Source organism: Oerskovia douganii (assembly GCF_015142735.1).
GTDB classification, from domain to species: domain Bacteria; phylum Actinomycetota; class Actinomycetes; order Actinomycetales; family Cellulomonadaceae; genus Oerskovia; species Oerskovia douganii.
The window spans coordinates 1-18,296 of sequence record NZ_JACSPN010000014.1 but is presented as its reverse complement, the minus strand read 5'-3'; the positions used below and the strand labels follow the sequence as shown (position 1 = coordinate 18,296).

Annotated in this window: 19 protein-coding genes; 11 read left to right on the top strand and 8 right to left on the bottom strand. The window is 73.0% G+C overall.

Annotation, left to right across the window (positions count from 1 at the left end; all coding sequences use genetic code 11):
• Position 1: 1 nt before the first annotated feature.
• The 4 genes from pgsA to H9623_RS11445 all read right to left on the bottom strand — a co-directional run bounded on the left by pgsA (position 2) and on the right by H9623_RS11445 (position 3,616).
• Positions 2–634 (bottom strand): phosphatidylinositol phosphate synthase, encoded by a 633-nt coding sequence (gene pgsA, locus H9623_RS11460; RefSeq protein ID WP_193720176.1) that lies wholly within the window; start codon positions 632–634, stop codon positions 2–4.
• The gene (locus tag H9623_RS11455; protein WP_193720251.1) at positions 635–1,207 is read right to left on the bottom strand and encodes an HIT family protein; all 573 of its coding nucleotides are present in this window, start codon (positions 1,205–1,207) and stop codon (positions 635–637) included.
• 75 nt (positions 1,208–1,282) lie between these two features.
• Positions 1,283–3,304, bottom strand: coding sequence for a threonine--tRNA ligase (thrS, locus tag H9623_RS11450; RefSeq protein WP_193720175.1), 2,022 nt, complete (start codon positions 3,302–3,304; stop codon positions 1,283–1,285).
• A 105-nt stretch (positions 3,305–3,409) separates the two neighbouring features.
• Positions 3,410–3,616 carry a hypothetical protein gene (locus H9623_RS11445; protein WP_193720174.1) on the bottom strand — a complete coding sequence of 69 codons (207 nt, stop codon included), beginning with the start codon at positions 3,614–3,616 and terminating at the stop codon, positions 3,410–3,412.
• 291 nt (positions 3,617–3,907) lie between these two features.
• Between H9623_RS11445 and H9623_RS11440 the strand changes: the two genes are divergently transcribed.
• From H9623_RS11440 to H9623_RS11410, 7 genes are all read left to right on the top strand, one after another.
• Positions 3,908–4,738: a DUF4184 family protein gene (locus tag H9623_RS11440; RefSeq protein WP_193720173.1), complete on the top strand. Its 831-nt coding sequence runs from the start codon at positions 3,908–3,910 to the stop codon at positions 4,736–4,738.
• A gap of 196 nt (positions 4,739–4,934) precedes the next feature.
• Complete coding sequence (locus tag H9623_RS11435; RefSeq protein WP_193720172.1) at positions 4,935–5,573, top strand: M15 family metallopeptidase; 639 nt, start codon at positions 4,935–4,937, stop codon at positions 5,571–5,573.
• On the top strand, positions 5,570–6,745 hold the full coding sequence (gene alr, locus H9623_RS11430) for an alanine racemase (RefSeq protein ID WP_193720171.1): 1,176 nt from the start codon (positions 5,570–5,572) through the stop codon (positions 6,743–6,745). Before H9623_RS11435 ends, alr begins: the two co-directional genes overlap by 4 nt.
• Positions 6,745–7,806: a D-alanine--D-alanine ligase family protein gene (locus H9623_RS11425; protein WP_193720170.1), complete on the top strand. Its 1,062-nt coding sequence runs from the start codon at positions 6,745–6,747 to the stop codon at positions 7,804–7,806. The genes alr and H9623_RS11425 overlap by 1 nt, the downstream gene beginning before the upstream one ends.
• A 52-nt stretch (positions 7,807–7,858) precedes the next feature.
• Positions 7,859–9,139 (top strand): sensor histidine kinase, encoded by a 1,281-nt coding sequence (locus H9623_RS11420; RefSeq protein ID WP_193720169.1) that lies wholly within the window; start codon positions 7,859–7,861, stop codon positions 9,137–9,139.
• A gap of 45 nt (positions 9,140–9,184) precedes the next feature.
• Complete coding sequence (locus H9623_RS11415) at positions 9,185–9,874, top strand: response regulator (protein ID WP_193720168.1); 690 nt, start codon at positions 9,185–9,187, stop codon at positions 9,872–9,874.
• 90 nt (positions 9,875–9,964) lie between these two features.
• Complete coding sequence (locus H9623_RS11410) at positions 9,965–10,360, top strand: DUF2255 family protein (protein ID WP_193720167.1); 396 nt, start codon at positions 9,965–9,967, stop codon at positions 10,358–10,360.
• Positions 10,361–10,371: 11 nt separating this feature from the next.
• Here the strand turns inward: H9623_RS11410 and H9623_RS11405 are convergent, their stop codons facing one another.
• On the bottom strand, positions 10,372–11,130 hold the full coding sequence (locus H9623_RS11405; protein WP_193720166.1) for a carboxymuconolactone decarboxylase family protein: 759 nt from the start codon (positions 11,128–11,130) through the stop codon (positions 10,372–10,374).
• A 227-nt stretch (positions 11,131–11,357) separates the two neighbouring features.
• On the opposite strand from H9623_RS11405, the gene H9623_RS11400 reads away from it, so the two are divergent.
• Positions 11,358–11,948 (top strand): DUF1349 domain-containing protein, encoded by a 591-nt coding sequence (locus tag H9623_RS11400; protein ID WP_321575414.1) that lies wholly within the window; start codon positions 11,358–11,360, stop codon positions 11,946–11,948.
• 54 nt (positions 11,949–12,002) lie between these two features.
• Here the strand turns inward: H9623_RS11400 and H9623_RS11395 are convergent, their stop codons facing one another.
• Positions 12,003–12,590, bottom strand: coding sequence for a DinB family protein (locus tag H9623_RS11395; protein WP_193720164.1), 588 nt, complete (start codon positions 12,588–12,590; stop codon positions 12,003–12,005).
• Positions 12,591–12,759: 169 nt separating this feature from the next.
• Entirely contained in the window at positions 12,760–13,386 is a 627-nt protein-coding gene (locus H9623_RS11390; RefSeq protein WP_321575413.1) for a TetR/AcrR family transcriptional regulator, read from the bottom strand.
• A gap of 34 nt (positions 13,387–13,420) precedes the next feature.
• On the opposite strand from H9623_RS11390, the gene H9623_RS11385 reads away from it, so the two are divergent.
• Positions 13,421–14,545, top strand: coding sequence for a DMT family transporter (locus tag H9623_RS11385; protein WP_193720163.1), 1,125 nt, complete (start codon positions 13,421–13,423; stop codon positions 14,543–14,545).
• On the opposite strand, the gene H9623_RS11380 is transcribed toward H9623_RS11385, so the two are convergent.
• Positions 14,484–15,107, bottom strand: coding sequence for a putative glycolipid-binding domain-containing protein (locus H9623_RS11380; RefSeq protein WP_193720162.1), 624 nt, complete (start codon positions 15,105–15,107; stop codon positions 14,484–14,486). The genes H9623_RS11385 and H9623_RS11380 overlap by 62 nt on opposite strands.
• A 298-nt stretch (positions 15,108–15,405) precedes the next feature.
• Between H9623_RS11380 and nrdD the strand changes: the two genes are divergently transcribed.
• Both nrdD and nrdG read left to right on the top strand, forming a co-directional pair.
• The gene (nrdD, locus tag H9623_RS11375) at positions 15,406–17,670 is read left to right on the top strand and encodes an anaerobic ribonucleoside-triphosphate reductase (RefSeq protein ID WP_193720161.1); all 2,265 of its coding nucleotides are present in this window, start codon (positions 15,406–15,408) and stop codon (positions 17,668–17,670) included.
• A gap of 7 nt (positions 17,671–17,677) precedes the next feature.
• Positions 17,678–18,253 (top strand): anaerobic ribonucleoside-triphosphate reductase activating protein, encoded by a 576-nt coding sequence (gene nrdG / locus H9623_RS11370; RefSeq protein WP_193720160.1) that lies wholly within the window; start codon positions 17,678–17,680, stop codon positions 18,251–18,253.
• The last annotated feature ends 43 nt before the right edge of the window (positions 18,254–18,296 follow it).

The window sequence follows — 18,296 nt, the reverse complement described above, 5'->3', positions numbered from 1 at the left end:
CTCAGGCACCACCCTCGGACGGCGCAGCCCCGGCAGCGGCGACCGCCTGACGACGCACCGTCGCCATCCGCTGCACGACCGTCACGGCGCTCGCGGCCGCGAGCAGCCCCAGCACCACGACCAGCACCGTCACCGGCAGGCCCAGGCCCACGAGCCCCGCCGCGACGAGCGTCACGACCAGACGGTCCGCCCGCTCGGCGATCCCGACCGCAGCCGTCATGCCCAGGCCCTCGGCCCGTGCCCGCGCGTACGGCACCACCGACCCCAGGACCAGGCACGCGAGTCCCACCGCGATGCCCCACGTGTTGTCCGTGCGGACGAACCACACGATGAGCCCCGTGAAGATCGCCGCGTCCGCCAGACGGTCCAGCGTCGAGTCCAGGAACGCCCCCCACGGCCCCGAGCGCCCGGCCTGCCGGGCCATCACGCCGTCGAGCGCGTCCGAGAACGCGAAGACCATGATCGCCATGGTCCCCGCGAACAGGTGCCCCGTCGGGAACAACCACAGGGCGGACGCCACGACCCCGAGCGTGCCCACGACCGTCACCGCGTCCGGGGACACGCCGGCACGGAGCAGGAACGCCGCGATCGGCGTGAACAACCTCGTCACGACGGCGCGCAGCCGACCGAACATCTAGCTCTCCTCAGCTGTGGGCGCCACCGGCGCCACGTCGTCCTCGTCAACCACGTCGTCGCCGGCCGCCGCCGGGCCCACGCCGTCCCACGCCGCCGCCAACCGGGCACGCGTGTCCCCCAGCAGCTCCGGGACGGCCTTGGTGTGCGCCACGATCGGCAGGAAGTTCGCGTCCCCCGACCAGCGCGGCACCACGTGCTGGTGCAGGTGCGCCGCGATGCCGGCCCCTGCGACCGCCCCCTGGTTCATGCCCAGGTTGAAGCCGTCAGGACCCGACACCGCACGCGTCACCCGCATCGCCTGCTGCGACAGCCGCGCCAGCTCGTCCGTCTCCTCGGGCGTCAGGTCCGTGTAGTCCGACACGTGCCGGTACGGGCACACCATGAGGTGGCCCGGGTTGTACGGGTACAGGTTGAGCACCACGAAGCACCACGTGCCACGCGCCACGACCAACCCGTCCTCGTCGGACGACGCAGGGACCCGGCAGAACGGGCACGACGACGAACGGTCGTCGGCCGGCTTGTCCTGCCCACCGATGTAGACCATGCGGTGCGGCGTCCACAACCGGTCCATCCCGTCGTCGAACCGAGGATGCCCCTCGGGCCCCTCGACCGAGTACCCGGCCCCCGCGCCGTCCGACGTCACGCGTCAGACCTGGCTGCGCTCGCGGACCGCAGACACGATCCGCTCGATGGCCTCGGCGACGGGCACGCCGTTGTCCTGACGTCCGTCGCGGTAGCGGAACGACACCGCACCCGCCTCGACGTCCTCGCCACCGGCGATGAGCACGAACGGCACCTTCTGGGTGCTGGCCGTGCGGATCTTCTTGCCGAACCGGTCGTCCGAGTAGTCGACCTCGGCACGGATGCCCTGGGCGCGCAGCTGCGCGACGACGTCGGCCAGGTAGTCGTTGAACGGCTCCGCGACAGGGACCGCGACGACCTGGACCGGCGCGAGCCAGGCCGGGAACGCGCCTGCGTAGTGCTCGGTGAGCACCGCGAAGAAGCGCTCGATCGAGCCGAACAGCGCACGGTGGATCATGACGGGGCGCTGACGCGTGCCGTCCGACGCCTGGTACTCCAGGTCGAACTTCTCGGGCAGGTTGAAGTCGAGCTGGATGGTCGACATCTGCCACGTCCGACCGATCGCGTCCTTGGCCTGGACGGAGATCTTGGGACCGTAGAAGGCAGCGCCGCCCGGGTCCGGCACGAGCGCCAGGCCCGACTCCTCGGCGACCTGGCGCAGCGTCTCGGTCGCTTCCTCCCAGGCGTCGTCGGTGCCGACGGACTTCTCGGGGTCGCGCGTCGAGAGCTCGAGGTAGAAGTCGTCGAGCCCGTAGTCCTTGAGCAGGTCGAGGACGAAGTTCAGGGCGTCGGTCAGCTCGGACTTCATCTGGTCGCGCGTGCAGTAGATGTGCGCGTCGTCCTGCGTGAAGCCGCGGGCACGGGTCAGGCCGTGCACCACGCCGGACTTCTCGTAGCGGTAGACGGTCCCGAACTCGAAGAGGCGCAGCGGCAGCTCACGGTACGAGCGGCCGCGCGCGTCGAAGATCAGGTTGTGCATGGGGCAGTTCATGGGCTTGAGGTAGTAGTTCTGCCCGGCGCGGCGCAGCGTGCCGTCCGCGTCCCGCTCCTCGTCGAGGTGCATGGGGGGGTACATGCCCTCGGAGTACCAGTCGAGGTGCCCGGAGACCTGGTAGAGCTTCTCCTTGGTGATGTGCGGGGAGTTGACGAACGAGTAGCCCGCCTCGATGTGCCGCTTGCGCGAGTACTCCTCCATCTCGTTGCGGATGATCCCGCCCTTGGGGTGGAAGACCGCGAGCCCCGAGCCGATCTCGTCGGGGAACGAGAACAGGTCGAGCTCGACGCCCAGGCGGCGGTGGTCGCGGCGCTCGGCCTCGGCCAGACGCTCGGTGTACGCGCGCAGCTCGTCCTTGGTGGGCCAGGCCGTGCCGTACACGCGCTGGAGCTGCGGGTTCTTCTCGCTGCCTCGCCAGTAGGCGGCCGCGCTGCGCATGAGCTGGAAGCCGTTGCCGATCAGGCGCGTGCTGGGCAGGTGCGGGCCGCGGCACAGGTCCTTCCAGGCGACGGTGCCGTCGCGACGGACGTTGTCGTAGATGGTGAGCTCGCCCGCGCCGACCTCGACCGACACGCCCTCCCCCGCGTCGTCGGCCGAGCCCGAGCCCTTGAGCCCGATCAGCTCGAGCTTGTACGGCTCGTTCGCGAGCTCGGCACGGGCCTCGTCCTCGGTGACGACGCGACGCTTGAACGTCTGGCCGTCCTTGACGATGCGGGCCATGGCCTTGTCGAGGGCCTTGAGGTCCTCGGGCGTGAAGGGGGTCTCGACGTCGAAGTCGTAGTAGAAGCCGTCGCGGATGGGAGGGCCGATGCCGAGCTTGGCGTCGGGGTTGACCTGCTGGACCGCCTGGGCCAGGACGTGGGCCGCGGAGTGGCGCAGCACGTCGAGCCCGTCGGGCGAGTCGATGGTCACGCCCTCGACCTCGTCGCCCTCGGCGACGGGGGTGTCGAGGTCCTTGAGCTGACCGTTCACGCGCAGCACGACGACGTCGCGGCGACCCTGGAACAGGTCTGCGCCGGTCGTGCCCGTCTCCACCGTGGTCCGTTCCCCGTCGAGAGTGATGGACAAGGGTGACGAGAAGACGTCTGACACGGTGCGCGCTCCTAGCGGCTCGAGAGGGCAGTGGAAAGGGCGCCACCAGACGGTGGCACCCCTCGATGTTACCGACCTCGGCAGGTCGCGTGCGTTCCTGCCCCGTCAGTCGTTCGCTTCCTTGGCCTTCTCGGCCAGGGCGTCGACGTGCCCGTCGACCGAGTCGGGCGTGAATCCCTTGATCTTGTCGGCGACCTCGTCGATCTTGTCGTCGGTCAGGAAGCCCTTGGCCTTGTCGACCAGTCCCCCCAGCCCTTCCTTGGCCTCGTCGCCTGCGGCTGCTGCCTTGTCCTTCGCCTCGTCGATCCCCATGCTCGGCTCCCTTGCGCCAGGTCCGTCACGGGACGGGTGCCCCGTCCTAGCGAAACTACCGCCGTCGGGCGCCTCCTTCCACGGCTGGGACGGACGTGGGGCCGGCCTGTGCTCGTCCCTGCTGGTGGTGAGTCGGGTTGCTGGGTGAGCTGAGTGAAGGTCGCCGCTTGGCACACTATTTCTACTCGTCGCGGGGAAACATCCGAAAAGTGTGAGATGCCCGACGTCGAACCCCGAGCACACCACGAGACGTGGCAGCGGCGCCGACCGACCGCTGCCAGGATGTGCCGCGTGCCGTACACGCCCGTCCACGCCCTGGTGTCCCTCCCCCTCGCAGGCCGCCGTGCGCGACGTGCGCTCCCCCCGAACCTGCTGCTCTGGGCCCTGCCTGCCTTCGCGGTCGGCGCGATGGTGCCCGACGCTCCCCTCTTCCTCGACGTCCTGCTCCCCGGGACGGACGAGCTCGCGCACCCCACGCACCGCCTGCTGGGCGCCGTGACCGTGGACCTGGCCCTCGCCGTCGCCTTCACGGCGCTGTGGGTCCTGGTCGTGCGGGGGCCGTTCCTGGCCGCCCTCCCCCGGCGGTCCGCCCCGCCCGGCGGCACGGACCAGGGCACGTCTCCCCGGGTCGCGGGACCGCTGGTCGTCGCGGGCGCAGTCGTCGGGTTCGCCGTGGCCGGGACGCTCACCCACATCCTCTGGGACGACTTCACGCACCTGCGAGGGACGGCCGTCCAGACCTGGGACGTCCTGCGCACCCCCGTCGCGGGCGTCGTGCTCTACAAGTACCTCCAGCACGGGAGCTCGCTCCTGGGGTTCGTGACGATCGCGGTCCTCACGGTGCGCTGGTGGCGCCGCGCCGAACCCGTGCCCCACCCCCGGCACCTGCGCTCCGCGGTGGTCGCGGCGGGCACCGGGGCCGTGGTCGGGATGGTCGGCGCGGTCGTGCGCCTCCTCGCGACGGACCACGCCGTGACCGTCTTCTCGCTCGCCCGCCTCGCCGCCACCTACCCGGTCCTCGGGGCGGGGCTCGGCGTGCTCGTCTGGGCCTCGGTCCGCACCGCGACGGAGGCCCGCGCGTCGAGCCCCCGCGACGCGCGGGACGTGGCGGCCCACCGCTGACCGGGCCCGACGGCGGCGCGCACGTCGCGTCGTCGGGCCCCCCTCCGGCCGCGGCCCCGGTCGCAGCGCGAGGGGCACGACGCACGGCACCAGCCCTGGCGTCACCCCGTGGTCGGACCACGGACGGACCTCCCGGGCCGGTCACCGGTACCTGAGGTGGAGGCCGCGCCGACGGCCCGCGACCTAGCGTCGAGCCATGCCCCAGCCCACCCTGATCAGCGACCCCCAGGTCCGGCGCGTGCCGGTCCGCGACACCGGCGAGCCGCTCGTCGAGCTCACCTGGATCGACGGCCCCGCCTGCCCCACGGCGCGCCACGTCCGCGCGGGCCTCGCCGACCGTCTGCTCGCCGCGCAGCGCTCGCTCCCGGGCGGGCTGCGCCTGGCGCTGTCCGAGGGCTACCGGCCGGTCGCGGCGCAGCACGCGATCATCGCGCGCTACGGCGCGTCGCTGCGTGCCCACCACCCGCACCTCGACCCGGAGCAGGTGGCCGCGCTCTCGAGCCGCTACGTCGCCCCCCTGGACGTCGCGCCGCACGTGGCCGGCGCGGCGGTCGACGTGACGCTGGTCGACTCCCGCGGCCATGAGCTCGACATGGGGTGCCCCCTGGACGCGACCCCCGAGGAGAGCGGCGGCGCCTGCTACTTCGACGCCCCCGGCATCTCGCGGCAGGCCCGCGCGCACCGCGAGCTGCTGGCGGCGGCCCTGGGGCAGGTCGGGCTCGTCAACTACCCCACGGAGTGGTGGCACTGGAGCTACGGCGACCGGTACTGGGCGCTCGCCACGGGGGCGCGGTACGCGCTCTACGGGCCCGCCGGGCTGGCGACCGCGGCATGAGCACCGACCTGCTGCGGCCACCTCGCACGACCCGCCGCCCACCCGCCGTGAGCCGCCCCACCGCGCTCGTCGACGTCGGCGCCCTGCGTGCGAACACCTGCGCGGTCGTCCGCGCCACCAGGACTCCCGTCATGGCCGTGGTCAAGGCCGACGGCTACGGGCACGGTGCCCTCGCCCTGGCCCGGGCGGCGCTCGCCGGCGGGGCGAGCGCGCTGGGGGTCACCTCGATCGCGGAGGCCGTCCTCCTGCGGCACGCAGGCATCGACGTCCCGGTCCTGAGCTGGCTCAACTCCCCGGCGGCCGACTTCGGGGACGCGCTCCGGGCCAGGGTCGACGTCGCCGTCCCGAGCCCCGGTCACCTGCGTGCGGTCGTCGACGCGGCCCGGCGCACGGGGACCACGGCGACGATCCACCTGCACGCCGACATCGGGATGTCGCGCGACGGGGCCGAGGAGGAGACCTGGGGTCGGCTGTGCGCCGAGGCGGGTGCCGCCGAGGCCGCGGGCGACGTCGTGGTCCGCGGTCTCATGGGGCACCTGGGGTGCGCCGACCGCGCCGGACGCCCGACCGCGACCGCGGACCTGGACCGCTTCGAGCGGGCGACCCGGGTCGCCCGCTCCGCAGGGCTGTCGCCGACGGTCCGGCACCTGGGCGGCACGGACGCGGCCCTGCACGACCCCCGCGCACGCCTCGACATGTGCCGGGTCGGCGCGGGGCTCGTCGGCATCGCCCCCGTCGGCGTTCCCGTCGGCCCCGCCGCCACGTTGCGCCCTGCCCTGACCCTGCTCGCCCCGGTCGTCGGGGTCCGCGAGGCTGCGGCGGGCCGGCGCGTCGGGTACGGCGACGCGCACGTCCTGGCCCGCGCCACCCGGCTCGCCCTGCTTCCGGTCGGGTACGCCGACGGCATCCCCCGGATCACGACCGGACGCGCGTCGGTCCTGCTGCACGGCCATCGCTGCCCCGTCGTCGGCCTCGTGTCCATGGACCAGGTGGTCGTCGACGTGGGAGCACTGCCCGTGGCCGCCGGGGACGTCGCCGTCGTCCTCGGCCCGGGGGACGACGGCGAGCCCACCGCACGCGACTGGGCCGGCTGGGCCCGGACCATCGAGCACGAGATCGTCACCGGCATCGGCCCCCGCGTCGAGCGCCACCACGTCGAGGAGGACCACTGATGCGAACCACGAGCCACGACTCCCCCGTCCGCCCCGCGACGGCCCGCGCAGAGGGTGCGCCGTCCCGCCTGCGCGTCGCCGTGCTCGGCGGGGGGCAGAGCTGCGAGCACGACGTGTCCCTCGCGACCGCACGATCCGTCGCCGCAGCGCTCGAGGCGCGCGACGTCACCGTCGTGCGCCTGACGATCGGGAGGGACGGCCGGTGGCGCGACCCGCAGGGGGCGCTCGGCGAGGGGGTCGCCGAGAGTCTCGCCGCGGCCGTCGCGGTGCTCGGCAGGTGCGACGCCGTCTTCCCCGCGGTCCACGGCCCCCGCGGGGAGGACGGCACCCTGGCCGCCCTGCTCGACCTCGCCGGGGTCCCGTACGTCGGGTCGGGAGTCCGTGGCGGGGCGCTCGCCATGGACAAGTGGGCCACCAAGCTCGTGGCACGTGAGCTCGGCATCGCGGTCGCCGGAGGTGGGCTCGTCGACGCGGGCGACCCCCTGCCCGCCGACCGGACGTACCCCGTCGTGGTCAAGCCGGTCGCATCGGGATCGAGCCACGGGGTGAGCGTCGCGCACGACGACGCCGGGCTGCACGAGGCCGTCGCCCGGGCCGGTCTGCTCGACCCCCGGGTGCTGCTCGAGGACTTCGTGGTCGGCCGGGAGGTCGACATCGCGGTCCTCGAGACGGCGGACGGCTCGAGGATGGTCGGCCCTCCCCTCGAGATCGAGGTCGCGGCCGGCAGCGTGTTCGACACCGCCGACAAGTACGAGGCCGACCCGTCCTTCCTCCTCCCCGCACCGGTCTCCCCGGCGCAGCGCACCGCGCTGCGCGATGCCGCCCTCGCCCTGTTCGACGCCCTCGGCTGCCGGGGCGTCGCCCGCTTCGACTTCTTCCTGTCCGCCGGGCACGGCCTGGTGCTCAACGAGGTCAACACGATGCCCGGCATGACCCCGACCTCGCAGGTGCCGAAGATGTTCGCCACGATCGGCCTGCCCTACGAGGAGCTGGTCGAGCAGCTCGTCCTCGGGGCCCTCCGGGCGCCCCGCACCTCCCTCCGGACGAGGGGCGCGGCGTGACGCCCGCGACACGTCGGCGCGAGCGATGACGAACGTGCGGGACCATCTCGTGGTGACCTCCGCCCACCGAGCGCCCCAGCCCGTGCACCGCAGCGCGCACCCCGTGCTGCCCGACGTCGTCGGCGGGCTGCTCGTGGCGGTCCTCGGTGCGGTCGAGATCCTCTCCTACAGCGCGGGCGTCGACACCAGGTTCCTCGCGAACGTCGCGGTCGTCCTCGGGAGCGCCGCGGCGTGCGGGCTCTCGCGCCGAGCCCCCGGCCTCGCGCTCCTGGCGCTCCTGGCGACCGGCCTCTTCCAGGTCGTGACGGGCGCGGACCTGCTCCTGACACAGCTCGCGCTGCTGGTCGTCGCCTACGGGACCTCGCGCCACGGGTCGACCCTCGTGCTGTGGCTCAGCGGGATCGCCCTGCCCTTCGCCCCCGTCTTCGCCTTCTCCTACCTCGCCACGGGCAGCATCCCGTCCCTGAGCGACGCGCTGCGGATCCTGCTGAGCCCCCGCTCCGGGCAGCTCGTCGGTCCGGCGCTGATCGGGTTCGGGTCGCTCGCGTTCTTCCTCCTGCCCTGGTTCCTCGGCCTCGTGCTGCGTGGCCGGGAGAGCACCCGACGGTCCCAGGAGGAGGAGCGCGCCGCGCTCCGGGCGCGCGACCGTGCCCGGGACGAGGAGGCGCGCGCGACCGAGATCGCCCGGCTGCGGTCCGGGCAGGCGAGGCTGGCACGCGACGTGCACGACGTCGTCGGGCACTCGCTCGCGGTGATCCTCGCCCAGGCAGAGTCCGCGCAGTACCTCGCCGACGACGACCCCGAGGCGACCAAGCGGGCCCTGGCGAACGTCGCTGGGTCGGCACGCCAGTCGCTGCGCGACGTGCGCGCGGTCCTCGGAGCGACCGGGACACCCGCCGACGCGAGCGCACCCGTCCACACCGGGGCGCTCCCCGCGGGGAGCCTGCAGACCCTGATCGACGACGTCCGCTCGACGGGCGTCCAGGTCGAGGACCTCGAGTCCGGAACCCCCCGCGACCTGACCGTCGAGCACCACACGGTCGCCTTCCGGGCCCTGCAGGAGATGCTCACCAACGCCCTCAGGCACGGCCGACGCGACCGACCGGTCGGCATCCGCCGCGACTGGCCGGACGGGTCGGCCGGGGTGCCGCGCCTGAGCATCACCGTGACCAACCTCGTCGCCCCCGACGCCGAGCGGGTGCCCGGTGGCCGCGGGATCGAGGGGCTGCGTCACCGGCTGGACGCCGTCGGCGGCCGGCTGGCCGTCCACACCGCTCCTGCGCAGGACGACGGCACGGCGTTCACCGCGACCGCCTCCCTCCCCCTGGGCTGAGCACCCCCCACCGCGACCCGGTACGCACCGAACAGAAGGAGCAGCATGACCACCGCCGAGGACGTCCGCGTCCTGCTCGTCGACGACCAGGCGCTGTTCCGGCAGGGCGTCGGCGTCATCCTCGACGCCCAGCCCGGCATCAGGGTCGTCGGGACGGGCGCCGACGGCCGGGAGGCCGTGCGCCTGGTCGACGAGCTCGCGCCGGACGTGGTCCTCATGGACATCCGCATGCCCGTGCTCGACGGCGTCGAGGCCACCCGGCAGATCTTCTCGCCGGCCCGGGCGGCGAACCGCTCCCGACCGGTCCGGGTGATCGTCCTGACGACCTTCGACCTGGACGACCGTGCGGCCACCGCGATCCGCTACGGCGCGAGCGGGTTCCTGCTCAAGGACTCGAGCCCCGAGATGCTCGCGCACTCCGTGCGCACGGTCCACGCCGGCAGCGCGGTCATGGCTCCCCAGGAGCTCGCGACCCTTCTCGACGGCACCTTCCGCGTCGCGACCCCGACCCCGCCCGAGGTCGGGACGCTCACGACCAAGGAGCGCAGCGTGCTGACCCTCGTGGCGGCCGGGCTCTCGAACGCAGAGATCGGGGCGCGCCTGTACGTGAGCGAGTCGACCGTCAAGACGCACGTCGGCTCGGTCCTGCGCAAGCTCGACCTGCGCGACCGCGTGCAGGTCGTCGTCTACGCGCACGAGCACCGCCTGGTCGGGCGCGAGAGCCGGGCCCCCTGACGGTCGCACCGCACGTCCGGGCCGGTTCGGACGTACGTTGGACGCAGTCCCAGCGACGGGACCCACCGCCCCACGGACCGAGGAGCAGCCATGACGGGATCGACGACCACCGCCTGGACCGACGACGAGCTGGAACGGGTCGGCCGGGCCGAGGAGCTCCAGGTGTCCTCGCTGCGCCCCGACGGGAGCCTGCGCCCGTTCGTGACGATCTGGGTCGTCCGCGTGGGCGACGACGTCTACGTCCGCTCGGCCTACGGCCGCGGCAACGGCTGGTTCCGGCGCGCGCTCGCCGACCCGCGCGGCCGGGTCCGCGCCGGCGGGGTCGAGAAGGACGTCACGTTCGTCGAGCCCGACGACGCGGTGGACGATGCCGTCACGGCCGCCTACCACGCGAAGTACGACCGCCACGGACCGGCGATCGTGGGCACCGTGACGGGCCCCGACGCGGTCGAGGCGACGTTCCGCCTCGACCCCCGCGAGCCCTGAGCGACGCATCGCTACGCGGCCGGCGCGACGTCGTCGACCGCCCGGAGCCCGTTGAGGGTCCGCGGGTAGCCGATGAACGGCAGGAGCTGGGTCACCACGTCCACGAGGACCTCACGGCCGTTGCCCACGTTCCGGTTCGCGGCCACGTGGCCCCGGACCTGCGGGTCGCACCCGCCGAGCGCGACGAGCATCGCGAACGTCAGCAGCTCGCGCGTCGGGACGTCGATGCCCAGGCGCGTGTAGTGGTCCCCGAAGCAGTTCGCCGACAGCAGGCGCTGGACGTGGGCCTCGTCGTCCGGAGCGTTCGCGTACATCGCGTCGACGACGTCGCCGCCCACGATCTCCTTCTGGACCGCGAGCCCCTTCGCCGCGCGGTCCGCGGGGGTCGTCGTCGACCGGCCGGGCAGCGGGAGGTCGACGCCGTGCTCCGTGAGGACCTCGTTCGTCAGGAGCAGGACGTCGACGACCGGGCCCATGCCCACGTACGGCACGGCGTGGTAGACGATCTCCCTGACCTCGACGGGCGTGACACCGGCCGCGAGCGCCGTGGCGACCAGGCCGCGGTACTCCCCCAGGCCCCGGCACGCGATGAGGGCCGCGAGCTGGACCATGAGCCGGGTCCGCGGGTCGAGGCGGCTGGCCCGGCGGACCTCGTCGGTCGCCAAGGCCTCGAAGCGCTCGACGAGCTCCGGGTCGGTGTCCCGCAGAGACGAGACGCGCCCCGGGAAGAGGTCGTCGGGCCGGGTGCTCGGTGCGTCGGACGGTGCCATCGTGGTTCTCCTCGCCGTGGTGACAGGGGCACGGAGCCGCGCGGCGCCGTCGGGCCACGAGCTGGCCGGTGCGGACGGTGACGGGCTCCGGTACCAGTCCACGGTGCTCCCGCCCGGACCGCACGCGGGAGGCCCGGGCGTCCCTGGTACCGGCGGGGCCCGTCATGCGCGGGTGACGTCGCTCGGCCCTGTCCACCCACGCCCGCGCGCATGGGTAGGGTGTGCCCGTGACGCAGACCACCCTCCCCCCGCTGCACTGGTTGTCCCACGAAGGAGCGGGCGAGGTGGACGAGGGCGTCGTGACCCTGACCGCCCCTGCCGGCACCGACTGGACGAACGACGCCCTGGGCGCCCCGCCCCAGCACGCGGCGCCGGCGCTGGTGTTCGACGCCCCGGCCGAGCTCGCGCTGTCGGCGCGGGTCCGGGTGCCCACGCCGCGCACCACGTTCGACGCGGGCGCGCTGGTCCTGTGGGCCGACGAGCGGCACTGGGCCAAGCTCTGCTTCGAGCAGTCGCCGCAGGGGCGGGCCATGGTCGTCTCGACCGTGACGAACGAGTACACCGACGACTGCAACTCGTGGGACGTCGACGACGAGTCCGTGCACCTGCGGGTCCTGCGCACGGGCCCGGGCTGGGCCTTCCACGCCTCGCGGGACGGCCAGGTCTGGGAGTTCGTCCGGCTGTTCCGCCTCTTCACCGACCTGCCCGTGAGCGTCGGCTTCCTGGCACAGGCACCCCTGGGCGAGAGCTGCACCGCGGTCTTCGACCGGATCACGCTGTCCGACGTCGCGCCGGTCGACCTGCGCGACGGGAGCTGACGGCTCCGCGCGACCCCGGGAACGGGCTGCCGAGCAGTCCTGGGACCGGGTCGCTCAGCTCTCGCGCAGCGGGTACTCCGCAGGGACCCCAGGGGGGTCCTCCCCGACCAGGCCGTCGATCGACTCGCGCACGAGGTCCGCGTGCCCGTCGTGTCGCGCGTACTCCTCGACGAGGTACATCAGGACGGACCGGAGGCTGGGCATCTCGCCCTCGTCGCCCCCGTTCCAGACGATCCGTCGGTCCAGCCCACCGTCCGCGAGCGCCTCGTCGACCGAGGTACGCGACCGGACGACCGCGGCACGCCACAACCCGTACAGGTACTGCGGCTCGTCCTGGGCCGCCGACGTCCACGGCCACTCCGGGTCGGTGTCCCAGTCGACCTGGTCCCACGGTTCGCCGGGCGCACGCCCGTGCAGCTTGGTCGAGAACCACAGCTCCTCGACGAACGCGAGGTGCTTGAGGAGCCCTCCGAGCGTGATCGCCGATGCGCCGACCGTCGCGGCGAGGCCGTCTGCGTCGAGCCCGCCGACCTTCCAGGCGAACGTCGCTCGCTGCTTCTCGAGAGATCCCAGGAGCGTCGACACCTCGTCCCCGGCGACGGGTGGTTCGATCGGGCTCGTGCCAGCGGCTTCGTCGACCATGGTTCCTCCATCGGATCCGGTCCGGGTGCCTGCGAACCTAGCAGCAGCTCGCCCGACCGGCCCGTCGGGCCCCGCTGACCTCGCCCGCTCGACGCACCGACGGAGGAGGTGGGGGTGGTCGGTCACGAGACCGTCCGCGTCGCGGACGACGCGCCCTGCCCCCGGGCCGCTACGGCGTGACGACCTGCTCGGTCTGCGGCGGCTGCGACTCGAGCAGGACGCGCGCCACGGCACGTGCTCGCTCGAACGGGCGGGCGAAGGTCTCCATGCCGACCGTGACGATCGCGCCTTCGTGGAGCAGCATCAGCGCGCGCGCCGCAGCGGCGGGGTCCTGCGTCCCGGCCTCCCGGCAGAGATCCTCGAACAGCCGGAGCAGCCAGGCCTTCTGGCGCGAAACCTCGGGGAACACCGGGTGGCCGTCGTGACCGTCGCCGATCTCCGCCCGGGCGTTGATCGCGCTGCACCCCTTGGGGCTGTTCTCGTCGGACCACGAGATGGCGGCGTCGAAGACCGCCAGCACCCGTTCGACGCCCGGCTCGGGCACCCGGGCGAGGCAGGCCTCGACATGGTCGCGCCACCTGGCGTCCCGGTGCTGGAGGTACGAGACGACCAGCGCCTCCTTGGAGCCGAACCGGTCGTACAGCGTCTTCTTGGTGACGCCCGCGGCCTCGGCGATGGTGTCGACCCCGACCGAGTGGATGCCGCGCTCGTAGAAGAGTCGCGACGCGGCGTCGAGGACACGACGGGCTCCGGGGGTCAAGGGGGCGAGCTCGGGGACGGGGACGGTCGGCGGCACGACATCGACTATACCAGTCTGTATAGTCGCCGAGATGACTAAACAGATCGGTCTACTTCCTCACGCCCTGACGGCGCTGGCCACGGTCGCCTTCGTGGCGACGTGGAGCTCCGGCTTCCTCGTCGCGGCGGTCGCGACCGTCGACGTCTCGCCGCTCACCCTGCTCGTCTGGCGCTTCGTCCCGCTGGCGGGTGCGCTGCTCGTCCTCCAGCTGGTCACGGGCGGCCTCCGCACGGCCGGTCCGACAGTCGTGCGACGGCAGTCCGTCATCGGCCTCTTCGCCCAGCTCGGCTACTGCGTCTTCGTGCACGCCGCGATCGCCGCAGGCGTCGCGACGGGCACGGTCGCGCTGGTCGACGCCGCGCAGCCGCTCGTGGTCGCGGTGCTCGTGGGCCCCCTGCTGGGGCTCCGCGTGCGCGGCGCCCAGTGGGTCGGGCTGCTCGTCGGCGCCGCCGGGGTCCTGCTGGTCGTGCGGTCGCAGCTCGAGGGCTCCGCAGCCCACCCGGCGGTCTACCTGCTGCCCGTCCTCGCCATGGCCTGCCTGATCGTCGCGACCTTCCTCCAGCGCCGACCGGACGGGCAGGCAGGCGTGCTCACGACGCTCACCGTCCACGTCGTCGTGACGGCCGCGGCGCTCGTCGTGGTCAGCACGGCGACGGGGACGATCGCGCCGCCCGCATCGGCCTCCTTCTGGCTCGCGGCCGCCTTCGCAGCCGCCGTCCCGACGCTCGCCGCCTACGGCCTGTACTGGTGGCTGCTGCGGCGCGTGGGCATCACCGCGCTCAACGCGCTCCTCTTCCTCATCGCGCCGACGACCGCCGTCGCCGGCGCGGCACTCCTCGGCGAGAGCCTCACCGCGACCACCCTCGTCGGCTTCGCGCTCTGCGGCATCGGGGTGGCGGTCGTGCTGGTCGGCGAGCGCTCCGCGCCGCCCCGGGCCGCGGCACCCCAGGCTGCGGCACCCTCGGGGGGCGGCCCCTCGGGTGGCAGCCCCTCGGGTCGCAGCCCCAGGCGGACAGGGACGGCCGTGCAGGCCGATCCCGTCCTCGACGCCCCGGTTCCCGCCGCCGCTCGACCGTGGCAGGCGCTCCCCGTGCTCAACGCACCCGACGGGCGAGGTGCGGGTAGTCGATCACGAGGCCGTCCGCGTCGACCGTGAGGTCTGCCGTGACGTCGCGCGTGGCGCTCGTGTACGTGACGACCGCGCGCCCCGCCCCGGGGTCGTAGGGGGCGCCCGGCGCGTACACCTGGTCGCTGCGCAGGACGCGCAGCGACGGGACCACGACCCAGGCCATGGTCAGGGGTGTCGGCTCGACCGGCGCCCGCTCGCCCAGCAGCCCCAGGCGCAGGATCGGCATGGAGTTCGTCACCGGGCACAGGGCCAGGTCGCAGTCGAGCGCGCCCGCGAGCGCCGACGGGTCCTCGATGCCAGGGGTCGCGAGGTCGACGGGGGCCGCGCCCGTGTGCGACACGCGCGCGGTCCACTCCCCCGAGCCCGAGCGCTCGAGCAGCAGGTCCCGGGACCAGCCCTGCCCCCGGGCCGTCACCTCGAGCCGTCGCGTGACCCACTGCGGTCCGGTGGTCAAGGACCAGGCCGTGACCCACGTGGCGCTGCGAGAGGTCCCGAGGCACTCGAACCGGTCCGCACCGAGCGAGAGCACCGCGGTGTCGAGCCGGTCGGGGTCGTCCTCCCCCGCCCATGTGACGTACCGACGGGTCATGTCGCGCGCTCCTCGGTCCACGAGCAGGCCCAGGAGTGCCGCCCGCTCTGCTCCTGCCGGTCTACCAGCCTTCCCGCCGCCTCGCCTCGCAGGCTGCTCCCGCCGTGCGGGGTCGTAGGTCCGGCGCCAGGGTGACCAACGTCCCGACCTCAGGGAGGAAGGTCCCGGCGCGCCCGGGATTGGCCACTACATGTGGGATTGCACGGGTGTAATTGCTACTACATCTAGTTTTCATCGGCGCCCCCTCATGCCCTGTCGGCATGCGTCGCGGGGCGTCTCGTCGAGAGGTTGTGGTCGCATGGGCCTGGTCGAGGTCGAGCAGGGCGAGGACGTCGCGTCGGGGGCGAGGGCCGCGCTCACGGTGCTCAAGCGGGACGGGCGCCAGCTCCCGTTCGACGACGCCCGGATCCGCGCGGCGCTCCGCAAGGCCTACGAAGAGGTCCACGGGGACGCGACCCCCTTCCACGAGCGCGCGCTCGACGCGGTGCTCGACCGGGTCGTCGCGGAGATCTCGGTGCGGTTCGACGGGTCCGTGCAGATCTACGAGATCCAGGCCGTGGTCGAGCACGAGCTGCTCGAGTCCCGCGAGTACGACGTGGCCCGGGCCTACATCGACTACCGCGTCCAGCGCGACTTCGCGCGCAGCCGCTCGACCGACCTGAACCACTCGATCGTCGGCCTGATCAGCAAGGACTCCTCGGTCGTCAACGAGAACGCGAACAAGGACTCGGACGTCTTCAACACCCAGCGCGACCTGACGGCGGGCGCGGTCGGCAAGGCGGTCGGGCTGCGCATGCTGCCGCCGCACGTGGCCAACGCCCACCAGAAGGGCGACATCCACTACCACGACCTCGACTACCACCCCTACGCCCCCATGACGAACTGCTGCCTCATCGACTTCCGGACGATGCTGTCCGAGGGGTTCCGCATCGGCAACGCGCAGGTCGAGCCGCCCCGCTCGATCCAGACCGCGGCCGCGCAGATCACGCAGATCATCGCGAACGTCGCCTCGAGCCAGTACGGCGGGTGCTCGGTCAACCGCATCGACGAGCTCCTGGCCCCGTACGCCGAGCTCAACTACGCCAAGCACCTGGTCGAGGCCGAGCGCTGGCTCACGGACGCCTCGACCCACGACGCGTACGCGCGGGCGAAGACCGCCAAGGACATCTACGACGCGATGCAGAGCCTCGAGTACGAGATCAACACGTTGTTCACGTCCAACGGGCAGACGCCGTTCACCTCGGTCGGGTTCGGGCTGGGCACGGGGTGGCTCGAGCGCGAGATCCAGCGGGCGATCCTGCAGATCCGCATCAAGGGCCTGGGGGCGGAGGGCCGCACCGCGATCTTCCCCAAGCTCATCTACACGCTGCGGCGCGGGGTCAACCTGGACCCGGGCGACGAGAACTACGACATCAAGGAGCTCGCGGTCGAGTGCGCGACCAAGCGCATGTACCCCGACGTGCTGAGCTACGACAAGATCGTCGAGCTCACGGGCAGCTTCAAGATGCCCATGGGCTGCCGGTCGTTCCTGCAGGGCTGGCGCGACGCGGACGGCAACGACGTGGTCGAGGGGCGCATGAACCTGGGCGTCGTGACGCTCAACCTGCCGCGTATCGCGCTCGAGTCCCGAGGCGACCTGGCAACGTTCTGGGCGCTCCTGGAGGAGCGGCTCGCGACGGTGCACGACGCGCTGGTCTACCGCGTCGAGCGCTGCAAGGAGGCGGTCCCGGGCAACGCCCCGATCCTGTACGTGCACGGTGCGTTCGGCGAGCGTCTCGCACCCGACGACGACGTCGACCAGCTCTTCCGTGACGGGCGCGCGACCGTCTCCCTCGGGTACATCGGGCTGTACGAGGTCGCCGCGGCGTTCTTCGGCGGCGCCTGGGAGGCCGACCCCGAGGCCAAGGAGATGACGTTGCGCGTGCTGCGCACCCTCAAGGAGCACACGTCGGCGTGGACGGCCGAGCACGGCTACCAGTTCAGCGTCTACTCGACGCCGAGCGAGAGCCTCACGGACCGGTTCGCGCGGCTCGACCGGGAGAAGTTCGGGGTCGTTGCCGACATCACCGACAAGGAGTACTACACGAACAGCTTCCACTACGACGTGCGCAAGGACCCGACGCCGTTCGAGAAGCTCGACTTCGAGATGGACTACCCGCAGTACGCGTCGGGCGGGTTCATCCACTACTGCGAGTACCCCGTGCTCCAGCAGAACCCCAAGGCGCTCGAGGCCGTGTGGGACTACGCCTACGACCGCGTGGGGTACCTGGGCACGAACACCCCGATCGACCGCTGCTACGCGTGCGGGTACGCGGGCGACTTCACGCCGACGGCGCGAGGCTTCGCGTGCCCGGGCTGCGGCAACACGGACCCGCGCACGTGCGACGTCGTCAAGCGCACGTGCGGGTACCTGGGCAACCCGCAGCAGCGCCCCATGGTGCACGGTCGGCACGTCGAGATCTCCTCGCGCGTCAAGCACATGGCGGGGGCCGTGAGCCTCGGCGAGGTCGCCGATCCCGCGTCGGCGACCGCCGTGGCCGACCCGAGCCCTGCGGAAGCCTGAGGCCGTCGTGTCGCGGGACCCGCAGCCGGGCTGGAGGTCGGAGCGCTTCAGCCAGGGCTACGTCGCGGACTACAAGCCGTTCGTGTTCGTCGACGGCGAGGGCGTGCGCTGCTCGCTGTACGTGAGCGGGTGCCTGTTCGCGTGCGAGGGCTGCTTCAACGAGGCGACCTGGAGCTTCCGCTACGGCACGCCCTTCTCGGACGAGCTCGAGGACCGCGTCCTGGCGGACCTCGCGCACGGGTCGGTGCAGGGCCTGTCGCTGCTGGGCGGCGAGCCGTTCCTCAACACCGAGGTCTGCCTGCGCGTGGTGCGCCGTCTGCGGGAGACGTTCGGCCGCACCAAGGACGTGTGGTGCTGGAGCGGCTACACGTTCGAGGAGCTCCGCGGGGGGTCGCCGGACAAGCGGGCGTTGCTCGCCGGGCTCGACGTCCTGGTCGACGGCCGGTTCGAGATCTCGCGCCGCGACCTGTCGCTCCCCTTCCGGGGGAGCACGAACCAGCGTGTGCTGTCGGTCCCGGCCTCGCTCGCCGCGGGGCGCGCCGTCCCGTGGTCGCCCACGCGCGCGGCGAGCCGCGGCGCCTGACCTGCCCGACGGCGTCGCGCACCCTCGCGCGGAGGGTGCGCGA